This is a genomic window from Alteromonas sp. ABH4_452, assembly GCF_056311825.1.
The window spans coordinates 1,879,952-1,898,256 of the sequence record NZ_CM149973.1; the positions used below are offsets into that span (position 1 = coordinate 1,879,952).

Below are 18,305 nucleotides of genomic sequence, written 5' to 3' on the forward strand. Positions count from 1 at the left end.
CTATGGTTGCAGGATTGCGAACTTCACTTAGAATTGGATTATTAAGCGCGGTAATGCTCACTGCTGGTTGTGTTAGTAACAGCCAGTCAGGCATGTATGGCGGTGACTTCGATCACGAAGAAGCCGCCAAGACGCGCATGTCTCTTGGCCTTACCTACCTCCAAAATAATAACTACACGCAGGCAAAAAAGAACCTCGACAAGGCGCTTGCGTTTAACCCTCGCTCTGCAGATGTTCAGTACGCTATGGCGTATTATTATCAGTTAGTAGGCGATAACTTGCGAGCAGAAGAATATTACAAAACTGCCATTGATATAGCGCCTGACGATGGGGATATTGCCAATAGCTATGGTGCGTTTAAATGCCAAAATGGCGATTACGATAAAGCCAAAGCGTATTTCTTCGACGCGATTAATAACCGTCTATACGCAAACGCGGCGCAAACCTACGAAAACCTGGCCTTGTGCGCGCAAAGCCAAGGTAAACTTGATGAAGCAATCGGTTACTTTAAAGATGCTTTGCAGCACCAACCGGCCCGCGGTAAGAGTCTATTCTTGTTAAGTGAACTGTATACAGTGTCTGAGCAGTGGGACTTAGCTGAAATAACACTTCAAAAATACCAACGTGTTGCCAAGGTTACCCCAGATTCATTGTGGCTGGCTTATGAAATCGCCAAAGGCCAGAAAGATTTAGAAAAAGCGAAGGGGTATGGCGATATGTTGCTTTCTCTGTTCCCTGAAAGTGAACTTACGAAGCGATATTTGGTTCATCGCGACGCGCTACAAAAGAAAGTCGTAATAAAATCCAAGGCTTCTTCTCCTGATAAAAAGGCAGCACAACCCGCTGTTGAGCAAGAATCTGAAAAAGCCGATCAAAAGCATACTGGCGAAAGTGCAAGTGAGCCGGCGGCTTCTAATACAACCGCGATTCAACAATCAATCGACACCCTAAGTGGTAAGCAAAAGCAGGTTGCCATGGTAGAAGCCGAAGATAGAGAGCAAAATACTGAATTATCTGCGCCTGACGACAAATTCCATGTAGTAAAAGAGGGTGAAAACTTATATCGTATTTCTTTATTGCACAATATCAAAATGGCAACACTGCAAAAGTGGAATAACCTTGAAAATACTGGCGCTATTATTGCTGGTCAGACGATTTGGTTAGTACCACCAAGTATGCAGGAGGGATAAGATTTAATGGTGTCAGAAGAAAGCGCGAAAGAAGAAGTTACTTCGCAACAACAAGAAAATACGCCAAGCCCAGGGGCAATGCTTAAAGCACGTCGCGAAAAGCTAGGTTTGTCTCAGCAAGATATTGCCGATAAGTTGTTTTTAAAGGCTAAACAAATCAATGATTTAGAAAGTGATGTAATTGACGAGAATTCGTCAGTTACCTTTACTAAAGGCTATGTAAGAAACTATGCCAAACAATTGGGAATGAACTCCCATGCGGTTATTGAGGCATTTGAACGCTTCCACAATCAAACATCAGTACCTTCATCGGAAAAACTACAGAGTTTTTCAAAACGTGTCGCAAAACAGACACACGATGACCGTTGGATGATGGTTACCTATGCGATTTTACTTCTCATCATTGCTGGCGTTGTCGTGTGGTGGTATCAACAGCCAAGCGACGACACTGTTGCTGAACTGCCTTTAAATGAGGCTGTAAAGAGAGAGGCGGCAAACACGCCAGTTTCTTCAACTGATGGCACTGTAAATGGAAATTTTGGTGGTGCTGACACTGTACAAGGTGACTTGGCTGACACATCATCAACGGGAAGCTCAGAGCAAGGCTCATCTCAAATCAATGATGTCTCAAATACAGGCTCTGATGACGCTGAATTAACAGGTGCAAACAGCGATGTAAATGGGCAGGATAATGGTTTTACTCAAAGCGGCGACCTTGACGATGGTGCCATTTCTGCTCCTGACACTGCAGTTGATAGCAGCAACAATATTACTGCACTAGTAAACGCGGCAGCTAGCGATAATGAAACGTTAGCTGATAACGCTCTTAACACTCAAACTGATGCTGCGCCTATCTCAATGGTTTTTACCTTTGAAGATGACTGTTGGGTTAATATTAAAGACGCCTCTGGCGAGGCTATCGCCTACGGTGTAAAGCAAAAAGGGCGTGTAATGGAAATTCAAGGCGTTCCTCCTGTTGAAGTTACGCTCGGCGCACCGGATAATGTGCGCATATCAGTTAACGGCGACGCTGTTGATATTTCTCCATATCAAAATGGTAGAACAGCTCGTTTTGTACTTCCTTTATAGGTAATTAGATGTTTGCAGAAAGCCCTATTAAGCGCCGAAAGTCTACGCGTATTAATGTAGGTAACGTTCCCATTGGTGATGGTGCTCCCATTGCTGTTCAATCTATGACAAATACCCGCACCACAGATGTGGCTGCGACTGTAGATCAAATAAACCGTATTGTTGCTGTGGGCGGCGAAATTGTTCGCGTATCGGTACCCACTATGGAAGCCGCTGAAGCCTTTAAAGAAATTAAGCAGCAGGTAAGTGTACCACTTGTTGCAGACATTCATTTTGACTACCGCATTGCGCTTAAAGTAGCTGAATACGGCGTAGATTGTTTGCGGATAAACCCGGGTAATATTGGCAATATGGAGCGTGTACGTTCGGTTGTCGATTGTGCAAAAGATAAAAACATTCCTATCCGAATTGGTGTTAATGGCGGTTCTCTAGAAAAAGATTTACAAGAAAAGTATGGCGAGCCCACGCCAGAAGCCCTTGTTGAGTCGGCTATGCGCCATGTGGATATTTTAGATAAACTCAATTTTGACCAGTTCAAAGTTAGCGTTAAAGCATCTGATGTTTTTCTTGCGGTCGGTGCATACCGCCTATTGGCGCAAAAAATTGATCAACCTTTGCACTTAGGTATTACTGAAGCTGGCGGTCAGCGCGCAGGTGCCGTGAAGAGTGCGGTTGGGCTAGGTATGCTTCTTGCCGAAGGTATTGGCGATACCCTTCGTGTTTCACTGGCGGCCGACCCAGTAGAAGAGATTAAAGTTGGCTTTGATATTCTAAAGTCACTTCGTATTCGTTCCCGTGGTATCAACTTTATTGCTTGCCCAAGCTGTTCAAGACAAGAGTTTGATGTAATCGGCACCGTAAACGCGCTAGAGCAACGATTAGAAGATATTCTTACACCAATGGACGTGTCTATCATCGGTTGCGTGGTTAACGGCCCAGGCGAGGCAGAAGTGTCTGACTTGGGCCTTACCGGGGCACGTAATATGAGTGGTCTTTACGAAGACGGAAAGCGCGTTAAAGAGCGTCTTCCTAATGACGATTTGGTCGATAAGCTAGAAGCTAAAATTCGCGCCAAGGCATCGCGTATGAGTGAACAAAATAAAATTCAGGTATCAGTCAAAGACTAAGGCATTTTTTGTTCATTGTTGTTTACTCCCAAAGCCCCTATAATGCGGGGCTTTTCACTATTTAGCAGTATGAGAATTTCACGTGGCTAAGACTATTCAGGCAATTCGAGGCATGAATGACTGCCTACCGGAGATTTCCGGTACATGGCAGAAGGTAGAATCTGTACTTCGTCAAACGGTGGCGAGTTACGGTTACCAAGAAATACGCACACCCATCGTTGAAAGCACCGACTTATTCAAACGTTCTATCGGAGAAGTGACCGATATCGTTGAGAAAGAAATGTATACCTTCGAAGATAGAAACGGCGACAGCTTAACGCTGCGTCCAGAAGGTACAGCAAGTTGTGTGCGTGCAGGTAACGAACATGGTTTATTGTACAACCAGCAGCAGCGCTTGTGGTACATGGGGCCCATGTTCAGACATGAACGCCCACAGAAAGGGCGCTATCGCCAGTTCCATCAGTTCGGTGTAGAGACCTATGGAATGGACGGCCCTGACATCGACTTAGAAGTCATTCTGCTGAGTGCACGCTTTTGGAAAGCGTTTGGTATCGAACAGCATGTAAAGCTGCAAATAAATACCTTAGGTTCAAACGAAGCGCGTGCGGCTTATCGCGATACGCTGGTTGAATTTTTAAAAGAGCGTGCAGACCAACTAGACGAAGATTCATTGCGTCGACTTGAAACAAATCCACTTCGCGTACTCGATTCTAAGAACCCTGATGTTCAAGCTGCTATTGCCGATGCGCCAGCGCTAATCGATCACCTCGATGAAGAATCTAAAGCACACTTTGATACGCTGTGTTCGCGCTTAACCCAAGCAGGCATCGAGTTCGAAATAAATCCTCGTTTAGTACGCGGGTTAGATTATTACAACCGTACTGTGTTTGAATGGGTTACCGATAGCCTAGGTGCACAAGGTACAGTATGTGCTGGTGGTCGTTACGATGGTTTAGTAGAGCAGTTAGGCGGTAAAGCGACACCTGCGGTAGGCTTTGCTATGGGTATCGAACGTTTGGTACTGTTGCTGACAACACTAACCGAAGAAGGTCAGGATACGAGCTTTGCCGACGTATATGTAACCGCAATGGGTGATGAAGCGCAGTCGTATGCTATTGAAGTGTCGGAACATCTTCGAAATACGCTTCCCAATACTCGCATTATGATGCATTGTGGCGGCGGAAACTTTAAGAAACAATTGAAACGTGCAGATAAAACGGGCGCACGTTTGGCGCTGCTTTTAGGTAATGATGAAATGCAGTCTCGCGAAGTGGGTGTTAAACCAATGCGCGACGGTCAAGAACAAGTTACGGTCAGCTTTGATGCCTTATCTGATAAGGTTGCAGAGATGCTGAGCGCAAAATAAATAGAGGACATCATGGAACAGTTCGCAACAGAAGAACAACAAGTAGAAGCGATTAAGCGTTTTTGGAAAGAGCACGGTACAGCTATTATCGTTGGCGCTGCGCTAGGTTTAGGCGGCCTATGGGGCTGGAGAGCGTATTCTGAAGCGCAAATTGAGAATAAAGAAGCTGCATCGGTTGAATATCAAAATGCGGTAGAAACATTTGGCACCGAAGGAAGTGACGCGAAAGTTAAGGCCTTCATCGAAGAAAATAAAGATAGCGGGTATGCGAGTATTGCCAGCCTTCTTGCGGCTAAGCAAGCGGTAGATGCAGGCGATTTAGATGCTGCTGCTTCGCACCTAAATAGCGTTGTTACCTTTGCTGAAAACGATGAAATGAAGGTACTAGCGTCGCTTCGTTTGTCTCGGGTGCAAATTGAAATGAACCAGCTTGATGCGGCGTTGTCTACGCTTAGCAATGTTACTAACGACGCATTTGCAGCAGAGGTTTCTGAACTAAAAGGCGATGTGTATCAAAAACAAGGCAAGTTTGACGATGCTCGTTTAGCTTATTCAAATGCGTTAGAAAAAAATGCCAACAATCCGCTTTTACAAATGAAGTTAGATAACCTGTCGGTTTCTGCTGCACAGTAAGCGATGCCCACTGGGCTGGTGTAAATAATAAAGAGGTACGCAATTTGTTTCACAACACGTGTGGCCGTAAAGGTCGATTTGCTCGCACGATAGGTATGGCACTAGCAGTGTCTATCACAATGTCTGGCTGCTCTACGATTTCAGACTGGTTTGCAGATGAAGAAGAACTGGAAATTCGTCGTTTAAAGCCGATTGAAGCTAAGTTTACTCCTGAATTAGTGTGGGACCGTGATATTGGTGATGGTGTAGACCATTACTTCTCACGTCTGCGCCCTGTATATGCTTATGACAAGCTTTTTGCTGCTGATCGTCATGGCACTGTTGTCGCGATGGAGCCTGATACAGGAAAGGTGTTGTGGGAAAAAGACTTCGCACAGTTTCGTTCTGAAGGCATGATGAGTTCAATCACTAAGCTATGGCAAAGTGGAGAAACAGCCCGTATTGGCGGTATTTCTGTTGCAGATAGACATGTATTCATCGGTACTGAAAATGGCTATGTAGCGGCAATGGACGCAGAAACAGGTGAGCTTGTGTGGGAAGCGACGGTACCTGGAGAAATTCTTGCAGCCCCAGCTGCTGATGAAGGGATCCTTGTGGTCAACACAGGCGCTGGAAGTTTGTTTGGCTTTAATACCCGAACCGGCGAGCAAATGTGGAGACACGAAGGCGATACGCCCCCATTAACGCTTCGCGGTATTTCTGGCCCCATTGCTTCAAACGGCGGCGCTATCGTGGGTACCCCGACCGGTAAAATTCAAGTTAACCTTATTGAAACTGGTGTGCTTGCTTGGGAAACAGTCATTGGAACGCCTTCTGGCGCGACAGAACTTGAACGTATTGTCGATATTGATACTACCCCAGTACTTTATGGCGGGACTATTTACACCGTTTCTTATAACGGCACATTGGCCGCTGTAGAGCTTCGTTCAGGTCGCATTATTTGGAAGCGTGAATACGCATCATTCCGCAATCTGAATATCGATGGCAACCGTATTTTTGTTGTAGATAACAACTCTAACGTTTATGCCCTTGATAGACGAAATGGCGTAGAGCTATGGTCTCAAGGCTTGCTTAAACAGCGTTCGCTAACTGCAGCGACCCCGGTGGGCGAGCATATTGTAGTAGGTGATAATTGGGGCTTCTTACATTGGATAGAACAAGAATCTGGTGAAGTAGTGGCTCGACTTGATGTGGGGGGCGACGACGAAGACGACGCTATTTTCGCAGCTCCGCTGAATGTTGACGGTAATATTATTGCTGTAACTAGAAATGGTGAAGTAGTCTCGGTACGCGCGCCAAACTAGTACTCCATAATTTAATACATCCTTTTAAGGGCGTTTTGGGTGTGACCTAAAACGCCCTTTTTATTTACTATTTTATTCATAGTTTGCCGTAGTTTGGCATAAATATTTTTACCTTGATGTAGAACCACTATACCTGCGGTAACACGCAGCGATTACGAACATTTTAATTCTCGCTGAGTGGGCAATTATCTATGCGGATTGGTATTAGGTAGTGAACAAGGTATAATGCGCCCATTCTTAAAAGCCTCATCACAAATTCTTAATCGTTAGAGCATAAACTTCCCAAACGTTGCTTGATTACATGGTGGATGTGGCTTGTGCTTTTTTAGCTTTCATGACCCTTAGGATCTGATAAATGTTACCCGTTGTTGCTTTGGTTGGCCGCCCTAATGTTGGCAAATCAACCTTGTTTAATCGCCTTACTAATACCCGTGATGCACTTGTTGCAGACTACCCTGGGTTAACTCGCGACCGTAAATACGGCCAAGCGAAGTTTGAAAAGCGCCAGTTCATTGTTGTTGATACCGGCGGTATTACAGGTGATGAAGAAGGTATTGATGCTGAAATGGCACAGCAGTCTTTACTTGCTATTGAAGAGGCTGATGTGGTGCTTTTTTTAGTCGATGCAAGAGCAGGTATGTTACCGGCTGACCAAGGCATTGCTGATCATCTAAGACGTATAAACAAACAAGTGTTTGTTGTAGCGAACAAAGTTGACGGTATCGACGGCGATAGTGAAAGCGCAGAATTTTACTCTTTAGGTTTAGGCGAGATAAAGCAAATTGCAGCGGCCCATGGCCGTGGCGTTAGCCAGTTACTACAGGACGCGCTGAAGCCACTGGAAGCAGATTTTCCAGACATGGAAATCGTCGACGAAGAGCCAGAGGAAGAAGAAGATGCCGAAGCTCAGCGTCAGCGTTTACAAGAGTTGCCTATTAAGCTAGCTATTGTAGGAAAGCCAAACGTAGGTAAATCAACACTAACAAACCGCATCTTAGGTGAAGAGCGGGTTGTTGTTTATGATATGCCGGGTACAACCCGTGATAGCGTTTATATCCCTATGGAAAGGGACGAGCGTGAATACATTCTTATAGACACTGCAGGTGTAAGAAAGCGCAGAAAGATCAGTGAAGCCGTAGAGAAGTTCTCTATTGTAAAAACCCTTCAAGCAATTGAAGAAGCAAACGTCGTACTCTTAGTTATCGATGCCAGAGAAGGTATTACTGATCAAGATTTAAGCTTACTCGGTTTTGTTTTAAATTCAGGGCGCTCGCTAGTTGTGGCTGTAAATAAGTGGGATGGGCTGAGCACTGATGTGAAAGACGACATAAAGCGTGAAATGGACCGTCGCTTGGGCTTTGTCGACTTTGCCCGTATTCATTTTATTTCAGCGCTTCACGGCTCCGGTGTGGGTAACCTGTTTGAATCAGTGCAAGAAGCTTATATGAGTGCGACCAAACGTATTAACACAGCGTTGCTTACTCAAATCATGGAAATGGCACAGGACGATCATCAGCCACCACTTGTTCGCGGTCGTCGGGTGAAAATGAAGTATGCTCACGCAGGTGGCTATAACCCGCCCGTTATTGTCATTCACGGCAATCAGGTTGACGATCTTCCGAGTTCGTACAAACGCTTCTTGATGAACTATTTCAGAAGAGCGCTAGAGATTATGGGCACGCCTATCAAGATTGAATTCAGAGAGGGTAGTAACCCGTTTGAGGGTAAAAAAGCTAATCTGACCTTGGCGCAGCAGCGCAAACGTCGCCGTATGATGTCTTACTACAAAGACAAAAAGTAAACCTCACAAGCACCTCTAAAAATTTAGGCGCTATTTCTCGTTCAATTGAAATAGCGTCTTGATTCTCTCTTCCTCTCCCTTTAGCTAAGTCATAATTACAATTTAGTTGTAGACTTTACGCTGTCCTTTACTATTCAACGTCCCACTTCTTCTCTCATAACAACGCTTCGCCCCTTTAAAAACGAAGTTTTCTTTCGTTGGTAAGGGTTGGAGTCATTTTTGCAATCTTTTGCAATTCGATTTAGGGAAAACGCACTGTAATTAATTGTATTTGGATGTCATTTTGTCAGTAGAAAAGTTATTTAAAAGCACCGAACCACTTCAAAAAAATCAAATATACAACTGGTTTGACAGATACAAACCTCAGGAACAGCAAAAAATCTATATCCTTAATAGTGAAATGGAAAAAAGACCAAAACGGAATTTATCGTTTACTAAACGTAACAGAGTGAAAAAAGCCTAGCGCTGATCTTCCAAAAGCAGGGTGCGAACCTTTTTCATCATTTCAGACTCTCGCGGTACTTCAACCTTAACGATTAGCTGATTGACGATAGTGTCTGAGAAATCAGGAGGGAAGGTGGTAGACACTTTAACTATCTTGTCTTGTTGTCTGAATACATAGGTAGTTGCGAAGATTGTTGGTGATGTTTCTGAATTTGCACTTAAACCCAGCCTCCAGCCAGAAAGCTTATCGTTTACTGCATAAGGAGAAGCTGGACTGACTTCAGATAGGATTAAGTGCTGTAATTCTGCTGTAGCCGACGCTTTCTTTAAGTCGCTTTCTAATTCCTGTGGCAATAGCTCGCTTTCCTCTGAAGAAAGCTGCGCCAAAAATGGGTAGACCGTCACGTCGACCAAAGCGTCTTCGAAGTTTGGGTGTATATAACGAGTAATTGCACCGCTAAATGGGTCTGAAAAAAGCTGTGTGTCTAGTTTAGTAAAGTCACCGACGGTTTCCGGAACTTGCATCGCCGAGCTATAATTACTTGCTTCAAGGGCATCAAACAAGAACTCGCTGGTAAATATTTGTTTATGCTTTACGTGTTCAAGCCAGCGAGATACCAGTAAACGTGCAACATTTTCGGTGCTTTGCTTTTCAATAACATTGCTATCACTGGTTTCTATACCGCTATCAAACGCTGAAGAATCAATTTCAATGCCCCGCCACTGTAGAGTAAATTCCGCGAATTGTTTCGCATTTTGTTTGTGCAAACCCAGCGCAGCACCGACGTTAGCGATAAGCAGTTCGTAGTCATTCCCCTCAGCGTAGGGTAAGAGGTTGTCAAATTTTCTGGTTTCACTGAGCTCTTTGATAAAATTCTCTGGAGAAATAGCATCTTCTTGGCATAAAGTGCTGTCGCTTACGAAATTAGGTCTGAGGCTATTTGTTTCTCGCTGTTCATTGCAGGTTTCAAGTAAATCTTCGCTTGGGTAGGTAGAGAAAACAGCAACGCCTTGGTTTACTGAAGCTGCCCAAACGTGATTAGAAAAATAAACTGCTATAAATAAGCAAAGAGGCAGCGTAGATACTGGCTTAGCAACGCCCTGAAATAGTTTGCAAAACAACACACGAGCCCGCAGCTGAAAAGCGTAAAATGAAAAGATTTTTGCACTAACGGGCATAATATTAAAAGCCGCCTATTGCCGCTGAATGTTCGTCACTGTACTGGTTATTTCACCGTCAGTCACTCGTGTTTTTATCTCATCACCTATTTCAACTTTTTCCACGCTATTTATCGCTGCTTTTTCGGTAAGCGTAATGCTATAACCACGGGCTAGTGTTGAAAGAGGACTTACGGATTGTAAGAGGCCCACTTTACTGCCAAGTTCACTTTTCTTGCTTTTTATAAGTGCATTCATTCCTGAGATGAGCTTGGTATTCGCGTAGTTAAGTTTATCTTTTGCACGCGCTACACTTGCCGATGGTGATTGATGGCTTAATCTAGACGCTAGCATATGCAGTTGCTTTTCTGCTTTTGCCAAATCACTTTGCATTTTATGTGTCAACCGAAGCTGAAGCCGGTCTAACGTTTGCCACTGCGACTGTATACGGCTCTGCGGGTGCAAAGCGTTTAACCGCTGTTTCTTTAAAACGAGTTGCTGTTTGCTAGCTTGAAGATATTGATGTATTGCGCGTGCTAAGCGTTGTTTTTGCTGACGCAAGGTTTGATTAAGAGCTGTCGAGTCTTGGCTTAAGATCTCGGCTGCAGCAGAAGGGGTGGGGGCACGCACATCCGCTACAAAGTCACTAATGGTAAAATCTACTTCGTGCCCTACGGCGCTAACAATGGGTAGGGAACTGGCGGCAACTTCTCTTGCTAGGCTTTCGTCATTAAAACACCACAAGTCTTCTAATGAACCACCGCCTCGTGTAAGTAAAAGTACATCGACTTCGGCCCGCCTGTTAGCCGTTCTCAGTGCGTTTATAAGCTGTAGTGGTGCAGTTTCACCCTGAACCATTGAAGGGTAAACAACGACTTCGGTTTGTGGGCTTCTTCGTTTTAATACACTCAATACATCGTGAAGCGCAGCGCCACTTGATGAAGTTATTACACCGATGCGGTTAATACGCTCAGGTAACGGGCGCTTATTAGCCGTATCGAACAAGCCTTCATTATTGAGTTTGAACTTTAAAGCTTCAAACGCTTGCTTAAGCGCACCTTCACCGTCGCTTTCCATATGCTCAACAACAAGTTGATAGTCGCCGCGTGCTTCATAAAGGCCTACTGACGCGCGTACTAAAATTTTATCGCCTTCTTTAGGGCGAATACGAACGTTGCGATTAGAGCCTTTAAACATTGCTGCGCGCACTTGGGCTTTGTTGTCTTTCAGTGTGAAATACCAATGTCCTGATGCTGCCGCAACGAAATTAGATATTTCAGCAGACAACCAGATAAGGCCGATTTCGCCTTCCAATACGGTTCTGGCTAAGCGATTTAGCTTGGTAACTGTTAAAATTTGTCGAGACGTAGATGGCGAATTTGTAAACATAAAAAAAATCACTAGGTTTAATACATTTAGAGTTTACCTGAAAACTAAAAAACACTACAATTGCGCCGCAATTAACCCTCAACTGAATAGGTGTTGTTGCATGCTACGTATCATCCAAGAAGCCCTGACGTTCGACGATGTGTTGCTGGTTCCCGGCCACTCGACCGTCCTCCCTCACACAGCCAACTTACAAACACGCCTTACGCGTGGCGTAACGTTAAATATTCCAATGGTGTCTGCTGCCATGGATACGGTTTCTGAAGCCCGCCTAGCTATTGCGCTAGCCCAAGAGGGTGGTATTGGTTTCATTCATAAAAACATGAAGCCCGAAGAGCAAGCCAAACACGTACGTGAAGTTAAGAAATACGAAAGTGGTGTGGTATCTGACCCTGTAACGGTAGACAAAGACGCAACTATTGGCGACGTTATTTCACTTTCTAAACGCCTTGGCTACTCTGGTTTCCCTGTAACAGATAAAGACAATAATCTTATTGGTATTGTGACAGGTCGTGATCTTCGCTTCGAAAAGCGCCTAGAGCTACCTATTAGCAACGTGATGACCGGTAAGGATGATCTGGTTACCGTTAAAGAAGGCGCAAGTTCTGATGTTGTGCTAGACCTTATGCACGAACACCGCATTGAAAAAATTCTCGTAGTGGACGATGCGTTCAAGCTTACCGGTCTTATCACCGTTAAAGACTTCCAAAAAGCAGAAAACAAGCCGAATGCGTGTAAAGACTCGCTTGGTCGTCTTCGCGTTGGTGCTGCCGTTAGCGTTGGTGCAGGTACAGATGAGCGTATCGCATTACTTGTTGATGCAGGTGTAGATGTTCTGCTAATTGACACTTCCCACGGTCATTCGCAAGGCGTTATTGATCGCGTTAAGAAAGTACGCGCAGATTATCCTGATGTGCAAATTATTGCAGGTAACGTGGCAACAGGCGATGGTGCAAGAGCACTAGCTGATGCGGGCGTAGATGCAGTTAAAGTAGGTATTGGCCCTGGTTCTATTTGTACTACTCGTATTGTAACCGGTTGTGGTGTACCTCAAATTACTGCGGTATCTGACGCAGTAGAAGCATTAAAAGATACAGATATCCCTGTTATTGCTGACGGCGGTATTCGTTTTTCTGGTGACATTGCTAAGGCGTTGGCCGCTGGCGCAAGCTGCGTAATGGTTGGCAGCATGCTAGCGGGTACTGAAGAAGCGCCAGGGGAAGTTGAGCTTTTCCAAGGCCGTTACTACAAGTCATATCGCGGCATGGGTTCGCTAGGCGCTATGGATCAAAGTCATGGTTCATCAGACCGTTACTTCCAAGACTCTGACAACGCCGAAAAACTAGTACCAGAGGGTATTGAAGGTCGCGTAGCGTATAAAGGTCCTATTGCGAATATTATACACCAGCAAATGGGCGGTCTTCGCTCGGCAATGGGCTTAACAGGCTGTGCTACCATCGAAGAGATGAATACCAAAGCACAATTTGTGCGCGTAACTTCAGCCGGAATGGGTGAGAGCCACGTACACGATGTAAGCATTACCAAAGAAGCGCCAAACTACCGTTTAGGTTAAGGCGACCGACGACTGCGAGGCTGGTACTACACCAGCCTTTGTTCTTTTATTTAACGGGTAAAAATAAAACATGACCACAAATATCCACGACCAACGCATACTTATTTTGGATTTTGGCTCGCAATACACGCAGTTGATAGCGCGTCGTGTTCGCGAAATCGGCGTTTACTGCGAGCTTTGGGCTTGGGATGTAACCGAAGAGCAAATCCGCGAATTTAATCCTCAAGGGATTATCTTGTCTGGCGGCCCAGAGTCAGTTACCGAAGAAGGCTCGCCACGCGCACCTGAGTATGTGTTTGAAGCCGGCGTGCCCGTGTTAGGCGTGTGCTATGGCATGCAAACAATGGCGCACCAGTTGGGCGGTGGCGTACTGGGCTCAGATAAGCGTGAATTTGGTTATGCACAGGTAGAAGTGATTAAACCAAGCCCTCTGCTAGATAAAATTGAAGATGCCATTGGTGATAATGGTGCGGCGCTTCTTGATGTGTGGATGAGCCATGGCGATAAAGTGGCAGCTATTCCCGAAGGTTTTGAAACCATCGCGCAAACCGCTTCATGCCCACATGCTGCAATGTATAATGCAGAGAAGCAATTCTATGGCGTGCAGTTCCACCCTGAAGTAACTCATACTCGCCAAGGCATGCGTTTATTAACTCACTTTGTGATGGACATCTGTAAGTGTGAAAAACTGTGGACAGCTGGCGCCATTATTGACGATGCCATTGAGCGTATAAAAGAAAAAGTCGGTGATGAGCGCGTCATTTTAGGTTTATCGGGCGGTGTAGACTCTTCAGTAACGGCGATGTTGCTTCACCGTGCTATTGGCAAAAATCTTACCTGTGTATTTGTAGATAACGGATTACTGCGCCTGAATGAAGCAGATCAGGTTATGGAAATGTTTGGTGACCACTTTGGTTTAAACATTATCCGTGTCGATGCTGAAGGCCGTTTCCTTGACCGCTTGAAAGGCATTGAAGACCCTGAGCTTAAGCGTAAAGCTATCGGTAATGAATTTGTTCGCGTATTTGATGAAGAGGCGAGCAAGCTCGAGAACGCTAAATGGCTAGCACAGGGTACTATCTACCCTGACGTAATTGAGTCAGCAGGCTCTGCAACCGGTAAGGCGCACGTAATTAAGTCGCACCACAACGTGGGCGGTCTTCCTGAAGATATGGAACTGGGTCTTGTTGAGCCACTGCGTGAACTATTTAAAGATGAAGTCCGCAAAATCGGCCTAGAACTAGGTTTACCGTACGACATGCTTTATCGTCACCCGTTCCCTGGACCGGGTCTAGGTGTTCGTGTACTTGGTGAAATTAAGAAAGAATATTGCGACTTACTACGTCGTGCTGACGCTATCTTTATTGAAGAGCTATATGCAGCTGATTTGTACCAAAAAGTAAGCCAAGCGTTTACCGTATTTCTTCCAGTGCGCTCGGTTGGCGTAATGGGTGATGCGCGTAAATATGATTGGGTAGTAAGCCTTCGTGCAGTAGAGACCATCGACTTTATGACAGCTCACTGGGCACACTTGCCATACGATTTCTTAGGCAAAGTGTCGAACCGCATTATCAATGAAATCGACGGTATTAGCCGCGTGGTTTACGATATTTCCGGTAAACCTCCTGCTACGATTGAGTGGGAATAGATACTAATATAGCCCTAAAGCATGGTTATTCCAAAGCTCAGGAATAACCATGCGAATGAAAATTGCTAGGCGGCAGATGGTAAATTTTTATTAGTAGTTACAACGCTTATAAATGCAGCTCTTTTAAGAAGCTCGATCTTATTTTGATAATAGGAGAAGTTATAACTAAAGAATTGAAACTATTGTTTAGAAAGGGTACGTTGTTTCAAATTAATATATATTATAAAGCGCCAGCTTAACCCAAAACTATCTAAGGCACGCACTAAAATTTAATGGTGGCTATATAAAACTTACAGTAGTTACCATTGCACATAAATAGAAACTTTTATTTGCGTTTACTTAGTGTTAAGCCCTTGCGAGGTTGAGGTTTTTCTTCTCCCATTCTACTAATAATTAGCAAGGTTATTTGTAAAGAACTATCTCAGTAACATAGTATATCGGGATAACGAATAAAATCTTTAAAATAGGAATAGGACGTTGTCCAGCACGTTGACTTATAGACCTGAAATTGACGGGCTTAGAGCTTTGGCTGTTCTACCAGTAATTTTTTTTCATGCTGGTTTTGAACACTTCTCTGGAGGCTACATTGGTGTTGATGTTTTCTTTGTCATTAGCGGCTTCTTAATAACTTCAATTCTCCTCAATGAAATAAATAACAATAAATTTAGCCTTATAAGTTTTTATGAGCGAAGAGCGCGGAGAATCCTACCTGCTTTAGCAGTAGTCGTATTTGTTACAATGCCGCTTTCCTGGATGTACTTGAACACCTCACAATTTAAAGACTATTCACAAAGTGTTACCGCTGTAAGTTTATTCGGCTCTAATATTCTTTTTTGGTTAGAGAGTGGCTACTTTCAAGCTGCCTCGGAAGAAAAACCGTTACTGCATACTTGGAGTTTGGCGGTAGAAGAGCAATTCTATCTGTTTTTTCCTATTTTATTGCTACTACTTTACAGGCGAAGCAGGGGAGCTTTGTATACGTGGCTCTTTTTAATTTCGATGATGAGTTTTATACTTTGTGAGTATCTTGTAGTTTCAAAGCCTAGCGCAAACTTTTTTTTACTGCCATCAAGAATTTGGGAGTTATTCGTAGGAGCGTTTGCTGCAATTTTGATGAAGTCAGTAGATCCTAAGGCGAATGATATTTTGTCTATGGTAGGTTTGTCTTTCATAGTGTTAGGAATTTTTTTGTTTGATGAGTATACGCCGTTTCCTAGCGCTTATACTTTGGCCCCAGTTCTTGGCACTTTTTTAGTAATATTATTTGGCAGAAATAACACTCTAGTTAACAAGATTCTCAGTAATAGTCTATTGGTATCAATAGGACTGCTCAGTTATTCAGCTTACCTATGGCATCAGCCAATTTTTGCTTTCGTTAGAGTAAATTCGATCGAAGAACTCGACTTAAATCTCAAATGGATTATGGTGTTAAGCTCTTTGTTTATAGCATTTATAAGCTGGAAATTTATAGAGTCCCCATTTAGAAACAAAAAACATTTTACTCGTGCTCGAATCTTTAAGTTATCATTTTTTACACTCTTGTTATTTTTTCTAATAGGGAATTTAGGAAGTTGGTTTGCTAATGTAGTTAATCCAGGACAGTTCAATGAAGCTATTTTTTTCAAGTTATCAAAAAATTCAATTAGTAACGAGAAATTGAGACTGGAGTCATGGAGCAATTTGAAAGAAAAAAATGAGCATTCTCTCTGGTATGATCTAGATAAAAATATAGAGAAGGTTATGATACTAGGAAATTCTCACTCAAAAGATATCTATAATACTTTAACGTTCTCGAAGACGAATGGTAAGAATTTTCAATTTTCGAGGTATGGCACTCAAATAAGTGAAGTACCGCACAATATAAATAAAATTCGTCGATTACCGAACTACAAATTTGCCGATACAGTGGTTTTTGCTTCGAGGTACGATCTTGCCGACATAGAAGAGTTTGAGAAAGTCATTTCTCTATTTATAGAAGATAATAAGCGATTGGTTATTATACTAAATACCTTTGAGTTTCCCGAGTATAGAACTAGAAAATGGACAATGGCTGAGTATGTGGCATACGAACACAGTGTCGATGACAAGCTATTAAATTTGGTATCCCCCAGTGACCTAGCAAACATAATCAATCAGCAATACTTCATTGCGTATACTGAAAAGAAGTATGCGAGCCGACATGACTTCGATGGCAATGTTCATGATATTAATCAAAGGTTGATAGCTTTAGCAAGAAATCATCCGGAAATTAAAATTCTAGATAGAATGGAATATCAGTGCGAAATAAAAAGTGAAGTCTGTTTTGCTGTTTCTAAAGATTTAGAAAAATATTATTATGATTATGGGCACAACTCTATTGCTGGAGCTCGCTTCTTTGCAACAAGAATTGATGAGTTAGATTGGTTTGTTAAACCAAATGAAAAAAAATAAAAAAAGTAATGAAAATTCATATTTGAATCGACCAGATTTCGCGTTGTTTATACTCTAATTGCTATTGTAAAGAATTTCTGAAGTTTTCTATTCAGAATAAATGTCTATTAAGTTTTTAAGTAATGAAGTTATTATCGTGAGCTAAATCGTATATCAAGTTCTGAGCATCTTTTTCATACATAGCCTCCTAACCTATTTTCCTTATTTAGGAAAAACTATAACTTCTATCTCATGCAGATATTGTTGTTGCTATTTTTTGTGGGGTGTGCTAACACTAAAAATAAATTGATGTCACCTTTCGAGCGGAAATTTTATGTCTTTTGCTACAAAGTTTGAGAAGATTAATATGGCGCTCAGCCATCCTTCATTATTTAGAAGTAAAAAAAACTATCTTTTTATTCTTAGTCACATGAGAAGTCGCTCTTCGTTACTATCCCACCTTTTGGGAAGTCATCCAGAAATTTGTGGATATGGTGAGCTACATTATGATTATCCCACTCCCACGTCACTATTCAAAATGCACTTAGAATTATACAAGGATTTGAACGACATTAACGAAAGTAAATACTATTTAGACAAGGTGCTTCATAATAGTTACGTCATTTCTGATAAAATTCTTAGTAACCCGAAAGTTCATATTTTAGTTTTGTTCAGGGAGCCAAAAGCAACGATCAGAAGTCTAGTTAAAATGGGAGAGGCAACTAATAAACCGGAATATTCAAATACGGATAAAATGCTTCAATACTATATTAAGCGTATTTCTTATTTAATAGATATTTCTAAAAAGTACTCAAAAGTACATATTATAGAATCAGACAAAGTCGTAAAAGACACAGCTCACACTCTAAAGGACCTTAGCGATTGGTTAAATTTAGATTCTGAACTTAGTGAAAACTATAACTTGTTTAATAAGACAGGTAAGGCAGGGCACGGCGATCCGTCATCTAGCATAGGTTCTGGTAAAATCATTGAGACTAATAATAGTCAAAGCATTGAACTTGACGAAGATTTGCTAGAAATAGCACTTCAGCACTATCGTAATTTATCAATACTAGCAAATCGTTAATTTACGTTTTTGGTCGTTTTTGGTTTGAACGTTATTTTGAACTGATAATTATGATGTAAATGTTGTGATTGTATTCTGGGAAACTTATTA

The 18,305-nt window shown here is 42.9% G+C and carries 13 protein-coding genes; 11 read left to right on the forward strand and 2 right to left on the reverse strand.

Annotated elements, in window-relative coordinates:
• Window positions 1–2: 2 nt before the first annotated feature.
• From pilW to der, 7 genes are all read left to right on the forward strand, one after another.
• Window positions 3–1,190, forward strand: coding sequence for a type IV pilus biogenesis/stability protein PilW (gene pilW, locus ACYX4N_RS07975; protein ID WP_476056192.1), 1,188 nt, complete (start codon window positions 3–5; stop codon window positions 1,188–1,190).
• 6 nt (window positions 1,191–1,196) lie between these two features.
• A complete protein-coding gene (locus ACYX4N_RS07980; protein WP_476056193.1) occupies window positions 1,197–2,279 on the forward strand; it encodes a RodZ domain-containing protein in 1,083 nt (360 codons plus the stop codon).
• 8 nt (window positions 2,280–2,287) lie between these two features.
• Window positions 2,288–3,406 (forward strand): flavodoxin-dependent (E)-4-hydroxy-3-methylbut-2-enyl-diphosphate synthase, encoded by a 1,119-nt coding sequence (ispG, locus tag ACYX4N_RS07985; RefSeq protein ID WP_461851742.1) that lies wholly within the window; start codon window positions 2,288–2,290, stop codon window positions 3,404–3,406.
• A gap of 82 nt (window positions 3,407–3,488) precedes the next feature.
• Complete coding sequence (gene hisS, locus ACYX4N_RS07990) at window positions 3,489–4,772, forward strand: histidine--tRNA ligase (RefSeq protein ID WP_474826767.1); 1,284 nt, start codon at window positions 3,489–3,491, stop codon at window positions 4,770–4,772.
• Between the two features lie 12 nt (window positions 4,773–4,784).
• The gene (locus tag ACYX4N_RS07995) at window positions 4,785–5,405 is read left to right on the forward strand and encodes a YfgM family protein (protein ID WP_474855434.1); all 621 of its coding nucleotides are present in this window, start codon (window positions 4,785–4,787) and stop codon (window positions 5,403–5,405) included.
• A 44-nt stretch (window positions 5,406–5,449) separates the two neighbouring features.
• The gene (gene bamB, locus ACYX4N_RS08000; RefSeq protein WP_476056194.1) at window positions 5,450–6,709 is read left to right on the forward strand and encodes an outer membrane protein assembly factor BamB; all 1,260 of its coding nucleotides are present in this window, start codon (window positions 5,450–5,452) and stop codon (window positions 6,707–6,709) included.
• A 355-nt stretch (window positions 6,710–7,064) separates the two neighbouring features.
• Window positions 7,065–8,510: a ribosome biogenesis GTPase Der gene (der, locus tag ACYX4N_RS08005; protein ID WP_474805719.1), complete on the forward strand. Its 1,446-nt coding sequence runs from the start codon at window positions 7,065–7,067 to the stop codon at window positions 8,508–8,510.
• Between the two features lie 459 nt (window positions 8,511–8,969).
• Here der and ACYX4N_RS08010 read toward each other — a convergent pair whose 3' ends face one another.
• On the reverse strand, window positions 8,970–10,133 hold the full coding sequence (locus tag ACYX4N_RS08010) for a hypothetical protein (protein WP_476056195.1): 1,164 nt from the start codon (window positions 10,131–10,133) through the stop codon (window positions 8,970–8,972).
• Window positions 10,134–10,148: 15 nt separating this feature from the next.
• Window positions 10,149–11,501 carry an exodeoxyribonuclease VII large subunit gene (xseA, locus tag ACYX4N_RS08015; RefSeq protein ID WP_476056196.1) on the reverse strand — a complete coding sequence of 451 codons (1,353 nt, stop codon included), beginning with the start codon at window positions 11,499–11,501 and terminating at the stop codon, window positions 10,149–10,151.
• A gap of 100 nt (window positions 11,502–11,601) precedes the next feature.
• Between xseA and guaB the strand changes: the two genes are divergently transcribed.
• The 4 genes from guaB to ACYX4N_RS08035 all read left to right on the forward strand — a co-directional run bounded on the left by guaB (window position 11,602) and on the right by ACYX4N_RS08035 (window position 18,215).
• On the forward strand, window positions 11,602–13,071 hold the full coding sequence (gene guaB, locus ACYX4N_RS08020) for an IMP dehydrogenase (RefSeq protein WP_474805723.1): 1,470 nt from the start codon (window positions 11,602–11,604) through the stop codon (window positions 13,069–13,071).
• 70 nt (window positions 13,072–13,141) lie between these two features.
• On the forward strand, window positions 13,142–14,719 hold the full coding sequence (gene guaA, locus ACYX4N_RS08025; protein ID WP_476056197.1) for a glutamine-hydrolyzing GMP synthase: 1,578 nt from the start codon (window positions 13,142–13,144) through the stop codon (window positions 14,717–14,719).
• A gap of 477 nt (window positions 14,720–15,196) precedes the next feature.
• Complete coding sequence (locus ACYX4N_RS08030) at window positions 15,197–17,149, forward strand: acyltransferase family protein (RefSeq protein WP_474805726.1); 1,953 nt, start codon at window positions 15,197–15,199, stop codon at window positions 17,147–17,149.
• Window positions 17,150–17,462: 313 nt separating this feature from the next.
• Window positions 17,463–18,215 (forward strand): hypothetical protein, encoded by a 753-nt coding sequence (locus ACYX4N_RS08035; RefSeq protein ID WP_474805728.1) that lies wholly within the window; start codon window positions 17,463–17,465, stop codon window positions 18,213–18,215.
• The last annotated feature ends 90 nt before the right edge of the window (window positions 18,216–18,305 follow it).